This window comes from Bacillus cereus group sp. BfR-BA-01330, from assembly GCF_022663885.1.
GTDB classification, from domain to species: Bacteria; Bacillota; Bacilli; order Bacillales; family Bacillaceae_G; genus Bacillus_A; species Bacillus_A cereus.
In genome coordinates this window covers 146385-164699 of record NZ_JAKUGK010000004.1, presented here as the reverse complement: position 1 = coordinate 164699, position 18315 = coordinate 146385, and the positions used below count along the sequence as shown (strand labels likewise).

Here is an 18315-nt window from a genome sequence, read left to right as displayed (position 1 = left end):
TTTGAAGCTCAACTTCATCATAAACAATGACATTATGTGAGGGTCAACTATTTTTAACGATTTAAATAACAATTTAACATGTTATATTTATATAATTAAAAACCTATATTCCTGTTTTTATGACTACTGCAATTGACAATCCATCACTAGTTATTTTTCTCCAGACATTCATAAACCGCCATCATATCTCGTTTATCCAACTCACGTATGCGATTAAAAATTGGTAATTGCGCAACAGCTTCTGTTAATAAGCTTTCATCCACAACATCACTTACTTTTCCAGTTAACCATGTTTGTACATCCACGCCCTCGACAACTTCTTTTAACCCTTCGTCATTAATACCACTTGCATTACAAGTTACACATGGAATTGTTAGTTTAAAGACACCATCATGTAGATTATCTTCGGTTATCACTTTCTTACCTTTACAAAATGGACATGGATTACTTTTTTTAATTTTATTAATTTGGGTAACTAATTTTTTGTATCCAAACGCTTCGTATACATACGTAAGTTTTTTATATTTACCATTTGTGAAATACTTATCTATAATGGTTTCTCTCGTTTCATAAACATTAGGGAAATCACAAACAGTTACCTGATTATTAACACTAATGGATTCGATATTTCCTTTTATTTCGCTCCAGAATGGTAAGACATTTTGTAACACCATTTCATAGTTTGAAAAGCTTGCTTGTTCTAATTCAAACATTTTCAATGCAACTTGTGCTTTTCTTGGCAATAAAGAAACATCTTCTGTCAATACCATATCGCCACCAACAATAGACTTCAATTTAACAAGTGCCGGTAAATCACCAACTGTTTTCAATACTTCATTAATAGGCTGATTGATTATTTCACGAATATCTACGTTACCAAATTTAAGTGGTTTATGATGATTTAAAACCGTCCCCTCGCAAATTGGACATTTCATCATTTTTTTTGAACTTTTAATTTCTTCTTTAATAGGTGCTTTTGAAATAACAATATATCCACCAATAATTGTATTAAACCCTACCCATGTTCTACGTGTCTTTCCTTTTTTATCATAAAATGATTTTTCAAAATATCCGTACCAAAACGTATGCTTTTCTTCTTCTGACATATCATTATAGCTTTTTGACAAATCGTGACCAAGCTCATTTTTTATTTCTTCGAATAGAAATTCTATTTTTTCATGCTGATAAAATTTTAATACCTTCATGATTTCTGGATCGAATAGCCCATCCCAAAATGGAACACTTTTATCTTGAATGGCAATATCTTTATCAAAAACTTCAATTTGAAGACGTCCAGAACAAGATGGACAATGATTGTCCTGTGAATAGAAATCAAAACTTCTCGTATCTTTATTAATTGGATGAGCAGCTACAATATGATTAATTAATCCACCAATCTCATATAAGAAACTATATTGACTATATAAATGTCTTTCAAGATCAATAGCAATAACAGGTGCGATTGTATCAGATTCATATTCACCATAAATTAACCTAGCCATTGATGATAAACTTTTTAAAATACCGCCCTTATAAACATTTTCGGCATTTTTAAAATAGTTAATATGATTTTCTTCTAAATAGTGAACTCCTTTTTCTGCTTAAGCATTGAAGAGATATTTATTTTCTTTGTGCTATTCACATTACTTTTTTGACGATAGTAATCCTCATGATTAACAACATCCAAATGCTCTACAGATTCATTCTGCCTTTTTCCAAAATCAACTATATAATCAGAGCTTTCTAACATGTAACGATTATGCTCAATCATAATGATAGAAACTGATTCATCTTGCAGAATACCTCTAATACTATCGATAAATTGATTTAAAATATTTTGTGATAAACCTTTTGAAGGCTCATCAAAAATGAATAATGTATGTGGATTTCTAGTGTTTGCAAATAATTCCGAAACTAAATGAACACATTGAAACTCACCTGTCGATAATGTTTGTGTTTTTCTCTCTAATGTTAAATAGCCAAGTCCTAATTTAATTAGTAGGCTCAAACGTTTATAAGCGATATCTTCATTTGGAAGTTCATCAATAATATCCTCAATCGAGCGCTCAAAAATATCATCAATGTCTTCACTATACTTTGTCAGTTTCTTTTTAATATCTAGGAAAGTTGCTACAGTTGATCGACTTGTAATTGATTGATTTCGGTCTTGTCCTACCATAACTAATTTATCTTTTGGATATCGTTTCAAAAAATCTGTAGCTAGACATTCGTTGACAAGTGTAGATTTCCCACATCCTGATTCTCCTGTAACTGTTACAAGCCTGTTTTTAGGAATTTGAAACTCCTCCATTTGGATATTACGGCAATATAAATCATAGAATGTATAAAATTCTGTTGGTATTTCTTTATTTCGATCCCACAGTATTGACTTTGGTCTTGGTGATTCTTCCACAATTTTCCCGCCATATTTTCCGCTACCAGGTCCAAAGAACAATTGCTCATCAGATGTATCTAGTACTGTATCTGAATGATCAATAAGCCAAATTTGATTTTTACACCCTAATCGTTTAATCTCTTCTAAAATTTGTAATAAAGTTTCATGATCAAGTCCAACTGAAATCTCATCAATAATAATTACAGCATTTTCACTTACTGCCATGAATTCGGCCAAATAAAGTCGTGTTAACTCTCCACCTGATAACGTACCCATAATTCGATTTAATGTTAAATAACCAATGTTCATATTAATAATATTTTGCAGTATATGCTGTTTTTCTTCACTAATATTTAACTCTTTTGCTAGTGAAAGAATAGATTCAACACTTAAATCATTAATATTTGAAATTGAATGTGGCTTGGCCAACAAATCAATTTCATGTTGTTCAATTTCTTCACTATAACGTTTTCCCTTACATTTTTTACACTCAACATTTTTTGTAGTACCACGGCCTTTACAACCAGTACACCAGCCTAATTGATTATTAAATGAAAAGACCTCTGGAGAAAGATTAAATACTTCAGCAAGTTTTTCCCGAACCTCTGTAAAAACACCAGTATGAGTACCAATCGTTGAACGCGGATTAGACGAAATCGATGATTTTCCTAGAAAAAGTACTAAAGGCATTTCTTCCATCTTAATGGCACTAAAATTTGTTTCCATAATGTTAGGAAATAAATATTGATATTCAGCCTTTGGTAATAAAGAAACTAATCGTTTTTTTGATTCTTCACCAATTGTTTGGCAAAAAGTTGTTTTACCCGATCCAGATAAACCAGCAATTCCAAACGATTTATTAAACGGTATAGTTGCATCTAATTTATTTATGTTATTAGCAATTAATTGATTTACTTTCATATTAACCTCTATTCTTATTTATTCACAAAAGCATTTTTACAATATAATAATTACATAATGAATATTACCTATTATGCAATTATCCTCTCACTTCATGAATCTTATCCTTGTATATTTCAAACCACTGTTGCCATTCATCTTTAGAAAATTCTTTCTCTTCTCCTTCTAAAACGAAAGAAAAAAGATTTAAAGAAATATGCCAACCAGCTACATCTCTCGGTGTATGATCTGTTAATTCATGAATGTACTCTTTAAGAAGTAAAAGAGTACCATTTTCCTCATTATGTATTTCAAATCTGACACGGTCTTTATCCCAAGTAAATTCAAGTACTGAGTTTAGTTGACACTCTAAAATATCAATATTTATGAATGAACCGTCCATCATGTCGAACTTTATTATTCCAGCAGTTTTAAGGCTTTCAATCTGTAAATTCGGCATCCATTTTTTCAGCTTACTGTTTTCTGTTAATACAGACCAAACTTCTTCTGCCGTATATGGAAATTGGCGTTCAAATTTTACAATATATCCATCAGTTAGTTTCCTAATTTCAGCTATCATTTTGATTGTCTCCTTATATAGAATATATGTTCCCATTTCATTTTACACGAATATAAATATAAAATAAATATTTATGTCAACGAAGTGTTAATTTAAAGTGAATGGTGCTGAGAAAAACTTAAATATTTTCTAAATCGAATTATATAATATTGAAAATTAAATATAGATTTATGTACAAATAAAAAAGCCGCATTTGCGACTTATGAAATCATAGGATTAACTCCTTTTTTTGTTGAATGATTAGCGCTTAATCGCATCGACAATTAGCGATGGAAAACCAAGTTTATCGCCTTTATTTCTAGAATCATACCTTTTCGAACGGAAAATAACACCGTCGTTTGCATCCCATTCGTTGTAATAAAACCGACCATTTTCATCACAATATTCAAGTAAAACTACCTCGAATCCAGCAGTTTCAAACATTTTCGTTAATGTTATATAATTATGAACGATTTTATGACTTGCTGCTGGATGATCTTTCGGACCGGGGCCCCCTATTTGAACTATATTTTGATATGCCTCATCCTGAAAGAATGCATCAGGGACTCCGCACCGAATATGACCAGATGGTTTTAAAAATTCATAACAAATTTCAGTTGCTCTTACACCTTCTTCAAAAGTAAGGTGTTCCCATACATGCTCAGCTAAAATAGCTGAAATAGAGTTGTATTCAAATCTTTCTTCCCACGTAGCTTTATCTAGTAAGTTAAGTTCATCTTCTTGCGTTTGAATCCAACCTGGATTATTATTAAACACTCCAGCTCCGACAACTACTTTAATTTCGTCTTGTTTTATTGCCACCATGTTCACCTCTTAAACATTTTAATTCATTAATATATTCTATGTTTACTATTATCCTTCCTCCTTTAACAAATTTAGTACCATGAGTCCAGTACAATACCGAACTCATGTCCTAAAAACTCTCTAACGTAACAATCTGTCTAACTCTATAAAATTAGTTCATAATATACGATTTTTCTTACAGAAATATAGCACACCAAACATTAGCATAATACCAATTACGTAAAAAATTGTTGTTCCGCTCCCACCAGTATTAGGAATTACCCAATTATTCTTCGCATTTTTCACTGTTATTTTTTTTGTCTTTACTGCTTCTGTAATTTCTATTTCTATTGGATCCCTAAGTAACATATATCCGTTTGGCGCTTTTATTTCTTTTATCGTATATTTTCCAAGTACTAATTGACTGGAAATCACCTTTCCTTTTTCATCCGTTGTTAATCTAGCCACTTCTTTACCCTCTTTATCTAAGACTTGAAATATAGCGCCTTGTAGTTTTAAATTGATATCCTTATCATCAACTTTCTCAATTTCAAATTGTCCAGTCGGATCTGGTAATTTCTTATTTCCTATTTTAATTTCTACTACTGCATCTTTTTCTACTTTTACAGTTATTTTTTCTTTTAATAATTCGTAACCTTTAGGTGCTTCTACTTCCACTAAGGTATAATTTCCTATTGGTAAGTCTTTTGATACTACTTCTCCTTCTTCATTTGTTACTAGTTCTCCAACTATTTTTCCTTTTGAATCTTCTATATGAAACTTTGCCCCTGCTAGTTTTTTATTTTTATCACTTATGTCTACTTTCACAAGCTTCATTTTCCCCATTGGATCTGGCAATTTCTTATTTCCTATTTTAATTTCTACTACTGCATCTTTTTCTATTTTTACAGTTATTTTTTCTTTTAATAATTCGTAACCTTTAGGTGCTTCTACTTCCACTAAGGTATAGTTTCCTATTGGTAAGTCTTTTGATATTACTTCTCCTTCTTCATTTGTTACTAGTTCTCCAACTATTTTTCCTTTTGAATCTTCTATATGAAACTTTGCCCCTGCTAGCTTTTTATTTTTATCACTTATGTCTACTTTCACTAACTTCATTTTTCCCATTGGATCTGGCAATTTCTTATTTCCTATTTTAATTTCTACTACTGCATCTTTTTCTACTTTTACAGCTATTTTATCTTTTAATAATTCATAGTCTTTTGGCGCTTCTATTTCTACAAGGGTATAGTTTCCTTTTGGTAAGTCTTTTGATATCGCTTCTCCTTCTTCATTTGTTACTAGTTCTCCAACTACTTTTTTATTTGAATCTTCTATATGAAACTTTGCTCCGATCAATTTTTTATTAACATTATTACTATCAACCTTTTTTATTTTTATTTTTCCTGTACTAGGCTTGTTCCAATGTTGCCAGTTAAATTTGAAATTGTGAAATTCAAATCCACCAGTTTGTTGTACCGCACCGACAAATGCTTGTCCATTAATCGAACCGCCTTTTGTTTCTAATACAGCATTGGGGGCAAACACACTACCAACGACACCATATCCCTCTGTTATAATTTTTTTCGCATTTGGAAAAACCCAAATCACTTTCCCATATAGCTCAGTAAACGGGGAATTAGGAGAATATGGTTGTGATGTAGGAACTATATCTGTAGCCCTTCCAATATTGTTCGTGTCATATAGAATAGACCCATTTTTAAATGTAACCTCTGTTGCATCCGAATACATAACAATAAAATCTTTGTCCTTAGCACTCGGTAAAAATACATCTCTTATATCTAAATTAATTTTCCCTGTCAATTCTGATGAAACATAAATATTAGGATTGTTTATATCTTTTCCGATTCCATGACTCATATTTGGAATTGGGGTATTTGTTTTATATTGACCTGCATTTTTACTGACTTGGTTCACTATATTGCGAAATTCATTAAATTTCGCGTCAATTTCTAGTTTTTCTTTATAAACGATACGATCATAAGAGGATTGTATGATGCGATCTGGATCACTCTCTTTTGTCATTACGACTATTCCGTTTTGAATGATAAAAGATTCTTCTCTTGATTTCTTAAATTTTCCAGACAATAACAAGGACGGATATCCCTCATCAACCCATTTTTCACCTACTATATTAGATGTTCCCGCTGCAGCACCTACAATTGTATACCCCGATGCATCCATATCACCTTGAACTGCAATTGCTCCTTCAATGTCGCCACCTATTGCTTTATGGTTACCAAAGACAACAGCATTATAGCGCGATATATCACCTAGACCTTCTAAGTTTGTCGTGGATCCATATACTTCTTTTGGTACATATATGACAAAACTTACACTTAACATTAACAAAACAATAAAATGAATACTTACCAGCTTTAATCGTAGCCTCAATTCCTTTGTTCCCACCTTTACCGTATTTTTTCTATAGTCGAATAAAATGACATGTTTATCAATGAGGATTTACTTCATTCCCTATATACCTTCTTTACTTATCTCTGAATTTCCGGTCCCAATGTCCATTAATGCAGGATAAATACATACATTCTATCGAGTTAACCTTTTCTTATAAATTACGACTAGAAACACACATAACAATAGGATTGGAACTATTACAGTCCACTTATTAAACATAAATATCTCTGTACTCATTTTTTGTTTTTCTTTCTCGTTTAACTCCACACGCACACCTCGAACTAGCAATCTATTGGTGTTTACTCCATAAGGCGTACACGTAATTAAAGTTGTATAATCTTTATTTTCTACAATTTGTAGATCGTCCGTTTCGTGTGGTAACACTACTTTAATTTGATCTACTTTATAAGCAAGAACTTTGTCTAAAGAATGAATATAAAAGAGATCTCCTTCGCTCAACTTATCTAAATCTGTAAATAATTTTGCTGATGGTAAACCACGATGCCCTGTTAAAATAGTGTGCGTATTTTCTCCACCTATCGGGAGCGAAGAAAAATCTAAATGACCTATCCCGCGGCTCAATACTTCCTCAGATGTCCCTTGATAGATTGGCAGTTTTATATTAATTTTCGATATTTCAATATACCCCATTACATCTCCTAAATTTAACGCATCAGCATATGCTTGATGATTACTTTTTTTTTCAGAAAATGGATCAGTAAATGTTTTCGTGGAAGTGTGAACTTGTTTATTATATTCGGCTGCTTCTTTTTCCCTACGTTCGACTTCTTTCTTTTGTAGCGCTTTGATCTTCTTATCGTAAGAGCTAATCTCAGAATAATGTGCACGGGTCGCCAACCAATTACTAATAGTAGGATATAAAAAAATACCTAATCCAAATAAGAAAATACCTCCCAAAACAAGATTTCGTTTCATATTTCCACCTCTGTATACGCTTAAATATCGAAAAGAGGAAAGCATTTTGCTTCTCCCCTTTTCGTATGGTTACATGTTCCTAAAATCTTAATTTCTAGCAAACTTTTTTCTAAAGAAAACAAATGCCGCTGTAAGCATTAAAGTAAGGCCTATTACAGTAAAAAGAGTCGTTCCTATACCACCCGTTACCGGAAGAATCCATCCACTTTTATTATTTTCAATCGTCAATTTAACCGTTTGATTATTTTCACTAATCTTTACATCAATGGGGTCTTTTAATAATTGATAAGATGCTTTTGTACCATCTTCTTTTGTATATGTTGGTGCTTTCGTTTCAAAAATTTGATAGTCTCCATATGGAATGTTAGACCATTTAATAACACCATTTTCATCTGATACACCTGTTACTTCTTTTCCTGCTACGACAACTATTTTTCCATTATTATCTTTAAGTACAAACTCTGCACCTTTTAATTTATTCTTATTAGCACCATCAATTTTTGTTAACTCAATTATTCCAGTTGTCGGAATAACAACTACGGGTTTAGATTCCTTTTCTCCAATTACATCATTTTTATTTAAAAAATGTATTTTTGCTGTATTGAAAATTTCCGAACCAGATGGTACTCCTTCTTTTACTTGAGATTTAATTTGCAAATGAAATTCTTTTTTACCATCTAATTTTGTGAAATCTTTTACTGTAGCTGTTACTTTTTGACCTTCTATAGCTACCTCTACAATGCTTGCATTTACTTCTGCTCCATCAATTTTCACGATTGGCTTTCCTTGAATCACTAAACGATTATCCAAAGTATCTGTTACCACATATTTTTTATATTCCTTAATGTCTTCTGGAATTAATGTTTTAATATCATAATTATAATTAGTTAACGGATTGATTGGTAACGCTTCCAATTTTCCGTTAATCTTTTTATCAATTGTTGGTTCTTCATAGTTTTTCACTTCTAATTTAACTACTGTACCAGAAGTAATAGTTCCATCTTCATTAATTGTTCCGGAGTTCTTAACAAAAAACTCACGTTTAGTTGGATCTATTACATAGCCTTTCGGAGCTTTTGTTTCTTGGAAATAGTATTCTCCATACACCAATCCTTGCACGCGAATATGACCATTAGCATCTGTTACTAACTCTTTTTTCACTTCTGTACCGTCTTTTTTAAATAAAGAGAATACTGCACCTGCTAATGCTTTTTCATTTACACCAGTTTTTATTAAATCCACTGCACCACGTTTAATCTCATTTTTGGGATACATGTGAACATCATAGTTTAGCACCTTACCCTCTTTATTTGTTAATGGAATATCCACTGTATACGTATTGGGATTTAGATTAACATGTGGAGGTCCTGCCACTTCTTTCACCTCATAACGTCCTAGCGGAAGATCTTTTAATACAGCTTGTCCGTTATCATCTGTTACTACTTGATTTGGAGTGGCTCCCATTACAGGTTTCACGTCTTCTTTTACGATTTTCCCATCGTTTGAAATTTTTTCAAAAGAAGCAACCCTTTTTACTTCAAACGTTACACCTTTTAATGGTTTCACATCCTTTGGCACCTCTTGATTTGCAGAACCGTCACCTTCTAGTCCCTGCGCTCCATCTTTTTCTTGTTCATACTTATGAATCGTTAAAGTACCTTTAGATGGTGAATCTGCCTTTACTAATACACTAGACCATGTAGAAAATGTTAAGAATAACACTAAAAGCACACTAAATATTTTTTTCATTTCTCTTATCCCCTTTACTACTTCTATCATTTTAAAAATTTCTTTATTACTATTACCTTCTTAAAAGCAATAGTGTGCCAAGTATCAGATTTAAACGAATAACATAAAACATAGTCGTCCAACAATCCATTGTTTACAATCACTTATTCACTTTTCTTATCTTCTATTATTACGTTGTCTCTCCACATGATATATGTAATTTTCTCCCCTAAATTACACGTATATCCCTATTTCAAGAATCATTACATTTGTTACATAATAGCTTTCACCGCTAATTTCGACTATTCACTTACTGTCAATCTATTCATTTCTCACTTCCTATCCCGATTTAAAATCCAATCTTAATCATTTTTTAATACATATAAGTAATAACCAACAAATAAGTGTGACGATTCATATTTTACGTTACTGTCCAAAACTATTACCTGTATATTCAAATAATATGTGCTATTCATGTTAAATTATGGTATTATTCTTAGAAGTTTATAACTTTTATTTATATTTTTTATTGATAAAGGTTTTCCGTATCTACTTATGAAAAAGGAATATATGTTTATTTAACTATTACGCATAACTGTAAGGAGGAAGAATATGACTAAAAAACTCAGTCTAGTTGAGATAGAGTACATTTGCAATATGTTTTTTCAATCTTTCGAAATTCCAGTTTGTTTTTTAGATTGTAACAAAAATATTCTTTTAGAATTTAAATCAAAAAATGATTCACATTCGTTATATACATCAAAAATAGAAGAGTTACATATGCTTTTTCAGAGAAATGATACATATAATTCCCCCATCTTCAGAACTCACGAATATCTAGGGCACTTTATTTTAATTCACATAAAGAGCGATTATATGGTGAACGGTACTGTTATTATTGGGCCCTTGACACATGTGAATTCTTCTACAAGTAAAGCGGATAGTAACCTTAATTTTATTCCAAATTATAAAAGAACAAGAGACCATTATTTTTCATTGTCAGTCAAAGATCAAAATTTCTTTGTAAATATAGCGATATTGTTCTATAACATTCTCTATAAAAAAAATTCAGATGTAAGCACCTTTTCAAATAACAGTGACTCACTTCATATAAGTCATAGCAGCATCTTAAACGAAGATGTATATATTTCAATGCAAAAAGACGAATCCATTTATCATAATTTATATATAGAGCAGCAACTACTTAGTTCTATAGAACACGGGGATAAAGAAACCGTACTCAAATATTATTACGAATTCCAACAAGAGACTCTTTCATCTTTATCTTCATTCCATCAATTAAGACGTCATAAAAACATTTGTATTTCATCCATCACGCTCGCTACTAGATATGCGATAAAAGGGGGACTTCCATCTGGGATTGCTTACAAAATTTATGATTTACATATTCAAAGAACAGAAGATTTAAAAGACAAAGAATCTGTTTGGGATTTATTAAAAAATGCTTTTTGTACCTTTGCAGACCGTGTAAAGGCACAAAAAACACAGCAACATTCACAGACTATTGCTATTTGCAAAAACTACATTTTTAAAAATATTTACAATCCAATATCTGTTAAACAAGTTGCTAAATTTGCAAATGTGAATTCAGATTATTTATCTATATTATTTAAAAAAGAAGTCGGTATTTCATTAATTGAGTACATTCAACGTGAACGAATCGAAGAAGCAAAGAAATTATTAACTTTCACCACCTATCCTTTATCAGACATATGCGCTTCGCTTAATTTTAGCGATCAAAGTTATTTCACTAAAATTTTTAAAAAATTCACCAATGAAACACCTGGTAAATATCGGAAATCTCATGTTGTCATTTAGAGTGAAACTTCCATTAAAACAAAATGTTTTCAGTAACTCATCAATGGCAGATTAGAAGCACTCCCAGATTCATGAACTATAGGATTTATGCTTTTTCCAAACCAAAAAACACGTTACTATTCTTTTATTTTAATGAGAATAGTAACGTGTTTTTTATGTAATGTAGTTTTGTAGACAGAACATGATCCAACTACAAATTTTTATAGAAGCCAAATGCACCGCTTAACTACTAAAATCTTATTAAGTAAAAAATCCATATTTTGTTTTACTTACTTTCTACTTTATTTCTTTTGAATAATGAACTCTTTTCTTCAAACGAATGATCCCTACTATTATTTTTGTATCTTTCTAAATTTGCGAACAAAAGTGAGTACTGTGCCTGTAATAATCATCAATATGCCGATTGCTGCACTGTTAGTTGTACTTACACCCGTCTTTGGAAGCTCCTTATATGTATATTCTTTTTTATCGCTATTACTGTTGTTTGAGATATTACTCTTATTTTCCTTATTAGCAAGGCCATTAGCTTTGCTAGTTTCTTTATCTTTCACTAATACTTTTTGTATTGCATTTACCTCATTACCCACGGAATCTCTAACACTATATATTATTTCATAAGTACCAGCTTTAGTTGTATCTATAGTTCCTTCATACGCTACTTTAGAAATAAGGTCACCGTCCTCTTTATCAGTAGCTGATACCCCTACCAATGGATCAAATTGATCACCCTCAGTAATTGAAGTTGTAGCAGGTACTTTTAGTATTGGTTTATCATTTTTAACTTCTTCTCTAACTTTGACCGTTACAGTTTGCTTCGCCGTTACTTCATGACCTTTAGAATCTGTAACCGTGTACGTTAATACGTAAGTACCGGCTTTAGTTGTATCTACTTCACCATCAACTTTGATTTTAGAAGTGAGATCACCGTCTTCTTTATCGATAGCTAATACTTCTGCCATTGGAACAAATGAATCTCCAACATGAATTGTCGCTCCAACAGGCACTGTTAATTTAGGTTCTAAATCTGATGTTTCTCCATTTCCCTCTACAATTACAGTCTGTGTTGCCGTTGCATTCCGCCCTTGAGAATCAACAACCATGTATTCCACAATGTATGTACCTGGTTTTGAAGTATCTACATCGCCTTTATGCTTTACTTTATTTGTTAAATCACCATCTTCTTTATCAACAGCTTTTACATTTCTCATTGGATCAAACGTATCACCTACACGTAGTGTAATCGTAAACGGTACAGTTAACTCTGGAGCTTGGTTTTCTGCTGTTTTTTCGTTCTCTTTCACCGTTCCTGTAATTTTTGCCGCATCAAAAGCATTTTGGACTGCTTGAACTTCAATTGAGTTCGCTCCATATTTATTAGTTGCCACTTTAAGGCATGCCAATTTCAATTCAGAGAAATTAGAAGTCATATTTAATTCATCAGTATTTGCATAATAGAAAATATCAAACATTCTATCTTCACCAATACCATTTACATTTACACCGTTATGAGTACCACCTTGTGCCATTAAATACGCAACTTTATTAATAATACTGGAGTTAAAATGAACGCCTCCATAATCCTCTCCATTTAAATCATTATATTTACTATAATCATCCGGATACGGTAGTCCTTCTGAAAAATTAATTGCAGTTGGATTTTTCATATTACGAAAAGTCGATCCAGTTTGTTCTCCTATTGTCCAGTTAAATTCCCCATTATTTATGTATTTCTCTATAGCCGTTCCCATAATATCCGATAATGCCTCGTTAATTGCCCCAGATTCTCCTGAAAATTCAAGGTTAGATTCACTTGATGTAACTGCATGTGTAAATTCATGACCGGCTATATCGAACGCTTTTACCATGGGATCTCCATATAAAAGCATACTAATGTTATTAATATTAGTACTAAATGCATTCTCCCAATTTTCAGGATCATTTGTTCCTCCAGAATCCCATGCATGTACAACTGAAACTACTTTTTTTCCTTTATTATCAAAACTATTACGCTTATATTTTTCTTTATAAAAATCGTATACCTTTGTTGCTAAGAAATGAGCGCTTACCGCCTTTGGATCATTAAATGTTGTTGAAACACTAGTTGCTAGTATACCAGGATAATAACTTTCTTCATTTGTAATATCTCTATAATTTACATCATATGTCTCAATTCCTTGTCCTCTTGTGTAATCAGCAAGCGCATAATTCCCACTGGTCTGTTTAGAAATACCAAATGTACGAGTTACGCCTAAATCATCTTTTCCTGTTCCAGTTAATGATGTAAAATTGCTAGTTTTATTTTCCTTAACGGATTCAACATACTCTTCACTTATTTTCAAACTTGATTCTTGTACCATATCTTTTAACATTTCACCATTATGAGCATTCACTAAATAAGTTCCAGATACATAATTTGGTGTTGTAGCAGCAAATGTAACTTGATATGCATTGCTAGCCTGCCCATGATTTTCATCAACAAAAATAACTGCCTTAACTTCTGGCTCAGAAATAAATTTAGTATCGTTTCCGTACTTTTTATAAATATATTGTTTTGCTTCTTCTTTTGATAAATTAATAGGTTTCTTTAAATCTTCTTGTGTTAAATTTTGTGCGCTAGCTCCTGAAATGCTTTTAATAATACCTTTTTTATCTACGTGAGCAGTCAACTGGTGGCCATATACTTCTTTTCCTTCATATATTTGTTGCATGCGCACAAGTGTAGTTCCATCATAAGAACCACGTTTTTGAAGAACCTTGTAATCTACTCCTGTTTCTGCACTAACTTGTTTTGGAGACAAAGCATGCTCCGTATTTTCCTTAAGTGCATCTTTCACTACATTCTCTGGTGCCTTTTTTGATGGTTGTGTCAGATCACCTGTACGGAACGAATCCTCTTGAATTTCAACTTGCATTTGACCAGGTTCCTCTGCATGACCTACTCCATATGGTGTTACACTTGTTAAAACGAATCCTGTTGTTAATGCAACTATAGCTATTTCTTTTTTATTTCCCATGATATTTACCTCGTATAAATTTCTATTATTTATATGAAACTGCTAAAATGTATACAATCTATTCCTAACATAAAAAGATGACTTTTGTAATCTACAAAAGCCACCTCTTCAATATGTAATATCCCTAAAATGTTTTTAATACATAATTTCTATACGAACAGAAAAAAGCATTCATTAACGAGCATTTTGCAATACTTTTATTAGGTCATTTATATTTTCAACTTTCTGCTGAAACTGATCAAGTCTGCTATGTAACAATGAAGGATTTTTATCTTCAGTTGAAATAACTTGTTTTAATTCGTTTTCTAATTTATCATACATATCAAAGAAATTATCAAATTCTACACTTACAAGCTCTTCATTTTCGCGATAGAATCTTTTTGCTTCTATATAAGTCATATATGATTTATTTAAAAATCCTAATGAAATTAAATATTTAGAAGTGTTTTCTTGATAAATAGCAATATCACACGCTATTTTAATATCAGAATAAGTCTTTTGAACGAGACAATGCAATTCAAAAATCTTAAACTTTAATCCATTATTCATTTCATCCCCTCCCATCGTATCTATTCTACATAAAATTAGAATATTATACAAAGAAAATTATTAGCATGAAATTGACAATTTAAAAAATAACTTAAGGATAAACAAAATCCCTCTCATTATAAATTATAGTTGCGGAGCATTTACCAACGTAACAGCAAAATAAAAAGCGAAAAGAATAAATCTTTCCGCTCTTAGAGTAATAAATACATTTCATATTGCGCTAAAGAATTCTTTTCAAATCCACATTTCTTAAGAAAACCTTCCAGTAAATTATTGTTAGGAAACCCAATTGATAAACTTGATGAATTTAATTCTTCTCTTGCTACTTGTAATAATTTCATCCCAACACCAATATTTCTATAATCTTTGTCTACGAAAATAAAACTAATTTTACCTTGTTTATTTACACATAGAGAGCCTTTTAAGTCATTATCGACATATGCACCATAAAATACATGATTTGTTTTTTTGATATAATCAATATCATTTTGCCAATTTATATGGAAGTTTAACCATTTCTGAATTTCATCTTTAAAAGTTGGAAATTCTAATTGTTTTACTTCAATATCCTTACAATCTTTATTCATTATTTTAGTCAAATCATTTAAATTATAATAAGAAAGATCGTACACTTTTTCATAGCCCAACTTATTATAAAAATGAATCGCTCGGTCATTTCCTACAATGACTTCGAGAAAAAGTTGCTTACATCCATGTTGAATCGCCTCTTCTTTATGCAGTTCAAATAATTTTTGACTCACACCAATACCGCGGTAATTAGGATGAACCGCTAATGTTCCACAGCGCATAGTCTTAATACTTTCATAATCCTTTATACCACCTAGTATTACGCCAACAGGTTTGCCTTCTTCTAAAGCAAGAAAAGAATGTTCTAGCAAATTACCTTCTGGTCCCAAAAAACGTTGTATAAAATCCCCTTTTGAAACTTCCATTTTAATAATGTAATCTGAAAATCCAACTTTAAAAGCTTCATATACTAAATCAATATTTACATCACTACACCTTTTATATTGAATCATAATATAATGATGCCTCCAATTACTTATGTTAAAACCCTCTAACTATCTATTATTTACTACATTAATCTCATAAACACGTAAAAAGGCAATTAAATGCTCACATGCTCTTTCGCATGCTAGCATTTTAAAAATTTTTTGTTCTTCTTTCGTTTTATCATTTACTTGATCTGAAGCAGCTTTTAAACAGAGAAATGGTTTTTTATTTATTTGACACACATAGGCGAAAGCTGCTACTTCTTGATCAACTGCCAATGCTCCATATACGGTATGGAGTAAATATCTCATTTCTGAACTACGAATACGTTGATCTCCGGATAAAAATGTACCGAAATGTATTGGATCATATGATCGTATTTTTTTTATTCTTCTTACAAGTGATTTTGTTGTTTCAATAGGTGCTGTTCTACCGTTATATAAATTAAAAACATCTTCCCCTGAGCCAGCTGCAGTAACATCGTGTTGTATTGCGTTTAGTGCCACTACAATATGACCGTTTTTCACCTTGTTTGATAAACTTCCGCATATTCCTGTCATAAACAACTCATCTGGCTGAAACTCACTAATTAACAATTGTACACAACTAGCGCAGCTTACTTTACCGACACCAGTAACAACTGATATAATTTCCAGCTCATTAATAGTATGAAAATGAAATTCCCAAGCTGCTCTTTTTTCAACACGTTCACTCGGATAATGTTGATGCAAATACGTCAGTTCTGGTTCCCATGCAGATACAATTGCAATACGTTTCATTACACGCTTCACTTCCCCTATTGTCATTTAAATAAGTTATCTATACTTTCTCGTTCATAATCTGGAATCCATTCTTTGTATTTCTTATATGAATCTCGTATTATTTCTTTATTCTTCGCAATTACTTCACATCCTCTATCATCATACATAAACATCACAATATCTTTCTTTGCATTTATGAGAAATACATCTGGATAAGAGATTTCTTTTTTTCGTCCAAATCGAAGATACAGATCAGAAAAATCCTCATGATTAGCAGCTTGTATCAGCGGTTCATATTTAATATCTTCCGCAAGACATTTAAAAGAAAATTGATATGTACAATATAAAGTGAAACTTTAATCAGTGGGGGGTCTTACTGCCCGGCAAATAGCGGGATAAATCTGCTTCTTCATCTTCAAATAAAAACGGTAACGTTTCTAATCTTATATGAAATCTTAAATCTCTTTTCTTAATATATTTATTGTATATATTTATTTTCTGTGAAGTTTTTATGTTTTCCTTTTTAAATCTATAAACATTTGTCACTACAAACACTACATCTTCTTTTGAAAATATGTCTTCAAAGTTGAGAAAAGTATTCCATATTTAAATCGTCGGTTCCTTCTACAATTTGATATTTATCTTTTCCGAAATCAAAATGTAAATGATTTTCCCACTGAGAATATAAGTAGGGTCCTAATGTAACTCCTGGAAATGTTTGATTCATATATTCTTTTAATTGCATTTCCTTGTCCTTTCTACTGTACAATTCTTTTTAAATCCCAATATGCTTCTTCTAGCCACGGATGTATAACTTTCAATGTATCTTTCCTTTCCCACAAATATGAAATATATACAAAAGCTGCTTTTTCCAAAGATTTTCCCAATTCTTTTTTTATTTCTATTAAATATGGTGGTGTCCCTTTTTGATCCCATTCTATTTTATCTGCAACAAATAATACTAAATCCATCTTCGTTGCATGTTTACGCAACGTTGTATGGCAACAAATTGCATTTAAAATCTCTTCATCTTCGACTTTAAATATTTCTTTTGCGATTACCCTCGATAATTTTTGATGAATAATCATAGGAAACTTTCTTTCCGCTTCCACTATTTCTACACCAAATTCTTCAGCAACTGCAATCCGCTCCTCGTTTGGAAAAATGCCACTAATATCATGTAAATATCCTGCAATTGCTGCTTTTTCTTTACCTACGTGAAACTTTTCTGCAATCTTTTTTGCCTCATTTGCCACACGAATTGAATGTTTATATGTAAACTCTTTATTATATTTTAGTAGAAAAGCTTTAATATCATTGTCTATTTTTCCAGTTGGAGTAAATGAATATATATCATTACATAACATAGAAAATCCCCCT

Annotated in this window: 11 protein-coding genes and 2 pseudogenes; 1 reads left to right on the top strand and 12 read right to left on the bottom strand. The window is 31.5% G+C overall.

The genetic code is table 11. The features are described from left to right. Window positions 1-146 precede the first annotated feature (146 nt). From MR112_RS12780 to MR112_RS12755, 6 genes and pseudogenes are all read right to left on the bottom strand, one after another. Window positions 147-3316 (bottom strand): annotated as a pseudogene (locus MR112_RS12780) (ATP-binding cassette domain-containing protein). Between the two features lie 79 nt (window positions 3317-3395). Beyond that, window positions 3396-3875, bottom strand: a complete 480-nt coding sequence (locus MR112_RS12775; RefSeq protein WP_242245014.1) for an SRPBCC family protein — start codon at window positions 3873-3875, stop codon at window positions 3396-3398. Between the two features lie 240 nt (window positions 3876-4115). Continuing rightward, window positions 4116-4679, bottom strand: coding sequence for a class I SAM-dependent methyltransferase (locus MR112_RS12770; RefSeq protein ID WP_242245013.1), 564 nt, complete (start codon window positions 4677-4679; stop codon window positions 4116-4118). Window positions 4680-4835: 156 nt separating this feature from the next. Next, a complete protein-coding gene (locus tag MR112_RS12765) occupies window positions 4836-7073 on the bottom strand; it encodes an MSCRAMM family protein (protein ID WP_048538111.1) in 2238 nt (745 codons plus the stop codon). 153 nt (window positions 7074-7226) lie between these two features. After that, a complete protein-coding gene (locus MR112_RS12760) occupies window positions 7227-8030 on the bottom strand; it encodes a class C sortase (RefSeq protein WP_242245012.1) in 804 nt (267 codons plus the stop codon). Between the two features lie 87 nt (window positions 8031-8117). Then, window positions 8118-9779: a SpaA isopeptide-forming pilin-related protein gene (locus MR112_RS12755; protein WP_242245011.1), complete on the bottom strand. Its 1662-nt coding sequence runs from the start codon at window positions 9777-9779 to the stop codon at window positions 8118-8120. A 591-nt stretch (window positions 9780-10370) separates the two neighbouring features. On the opposite strand from MR112_RS12755, the gene MR112_RS12750 reads away from it, so the two are divergent. Beyond that, the gene (locus tag MR112_RS12750; RefSeq protein WP_000162828.1) at window positions 10371-11597 is read left to right on the top strand and encodes a helix-turn-helix domain-containing protein; all 1227 of its coding nucleotides are present in this window, start codon (window positions 10371-10373) and stop codon (window positions 11595-11597) included. A gap of 332 nt (window positions 11598-11929) precedes the next feature. Here MR112_RS12750 and MR112_RS12745 read toward each other — a convergent pair whose 3' ends face one another. From MR112_RS12745 to yqeK, 6 genes and pseudogenes are all read right to left on the bottom strand, one after another. Next, complete coding sequence (locus MR112_RS12745) at window positions 11930-14611, bottom strand: M4 family metallopeptidase (protein ID WP_000527066.1); 2682 nt, start codon at window positions 14609-14611, stop codon at window positions 11930-11932. Between the two features lie 174 nt (window positions 14612-14785). Beyond that, entirely contained in the window at window positions 14786-15160 is a 375-nt protein-coding gene (locus MR112_RS12740; protein ID WP_001059022.1) for a hypothetical protein, read from the bottom strand. Between the two features lie 191 nt (window positions 15161-15351). Then, the gene (locus MR112_RS12735) at window positions 15352-16200 is read right to left on the bottom strand and encodes a GNAT family N-acetyltransferase (RefSeq protein WP_242245010.1); all 849 of its coding nucleotides are present in this window, start codon (window positions 16198-16200) and stop codon (window positions 15352-15354) included. A 42-nt stretch (window positions 16201-16242) separates the two neighbouring features. Further along, complete coding sequence (locus MR112_RS12730) at window positions 16243-16980, bottom strand: phosphorylase family protein (RefSeq protein WP_242245009.1); 738 nt, start codon at window positions 16978-16980, stop codon at window positions 16243-16245. Continuing rightward, window positions 16977-17680: pseudogene (locus MR112_RS12725) on the bottom strand (DUF3885 domain-containing protein). Before MR112_RS12725 ends, MR112_RS12730 begins: the two are co-directional and overlap by 4 nt. A gap of 13 nt (window positions 17681-17693) precedes the next feature. Continuing rightward, window positions 17694-18302 carry a bis(5'-nucleosyl)-tetraphosphatase (symmetrical) YqeK gene (gene yqeK / locus MR112_RS12720; RefSeq protein ID WP_226368688.1) on the bottom strand — a complete coding sequence of 203 codons (609 nt, stop codon included), beginning with the start codon at window positions 18300-18302 and terminating at the stop codon, window positions 17694-17696. Between the last annotated feature and the right edge of the window lie 13 nt (window positions 18303-18315).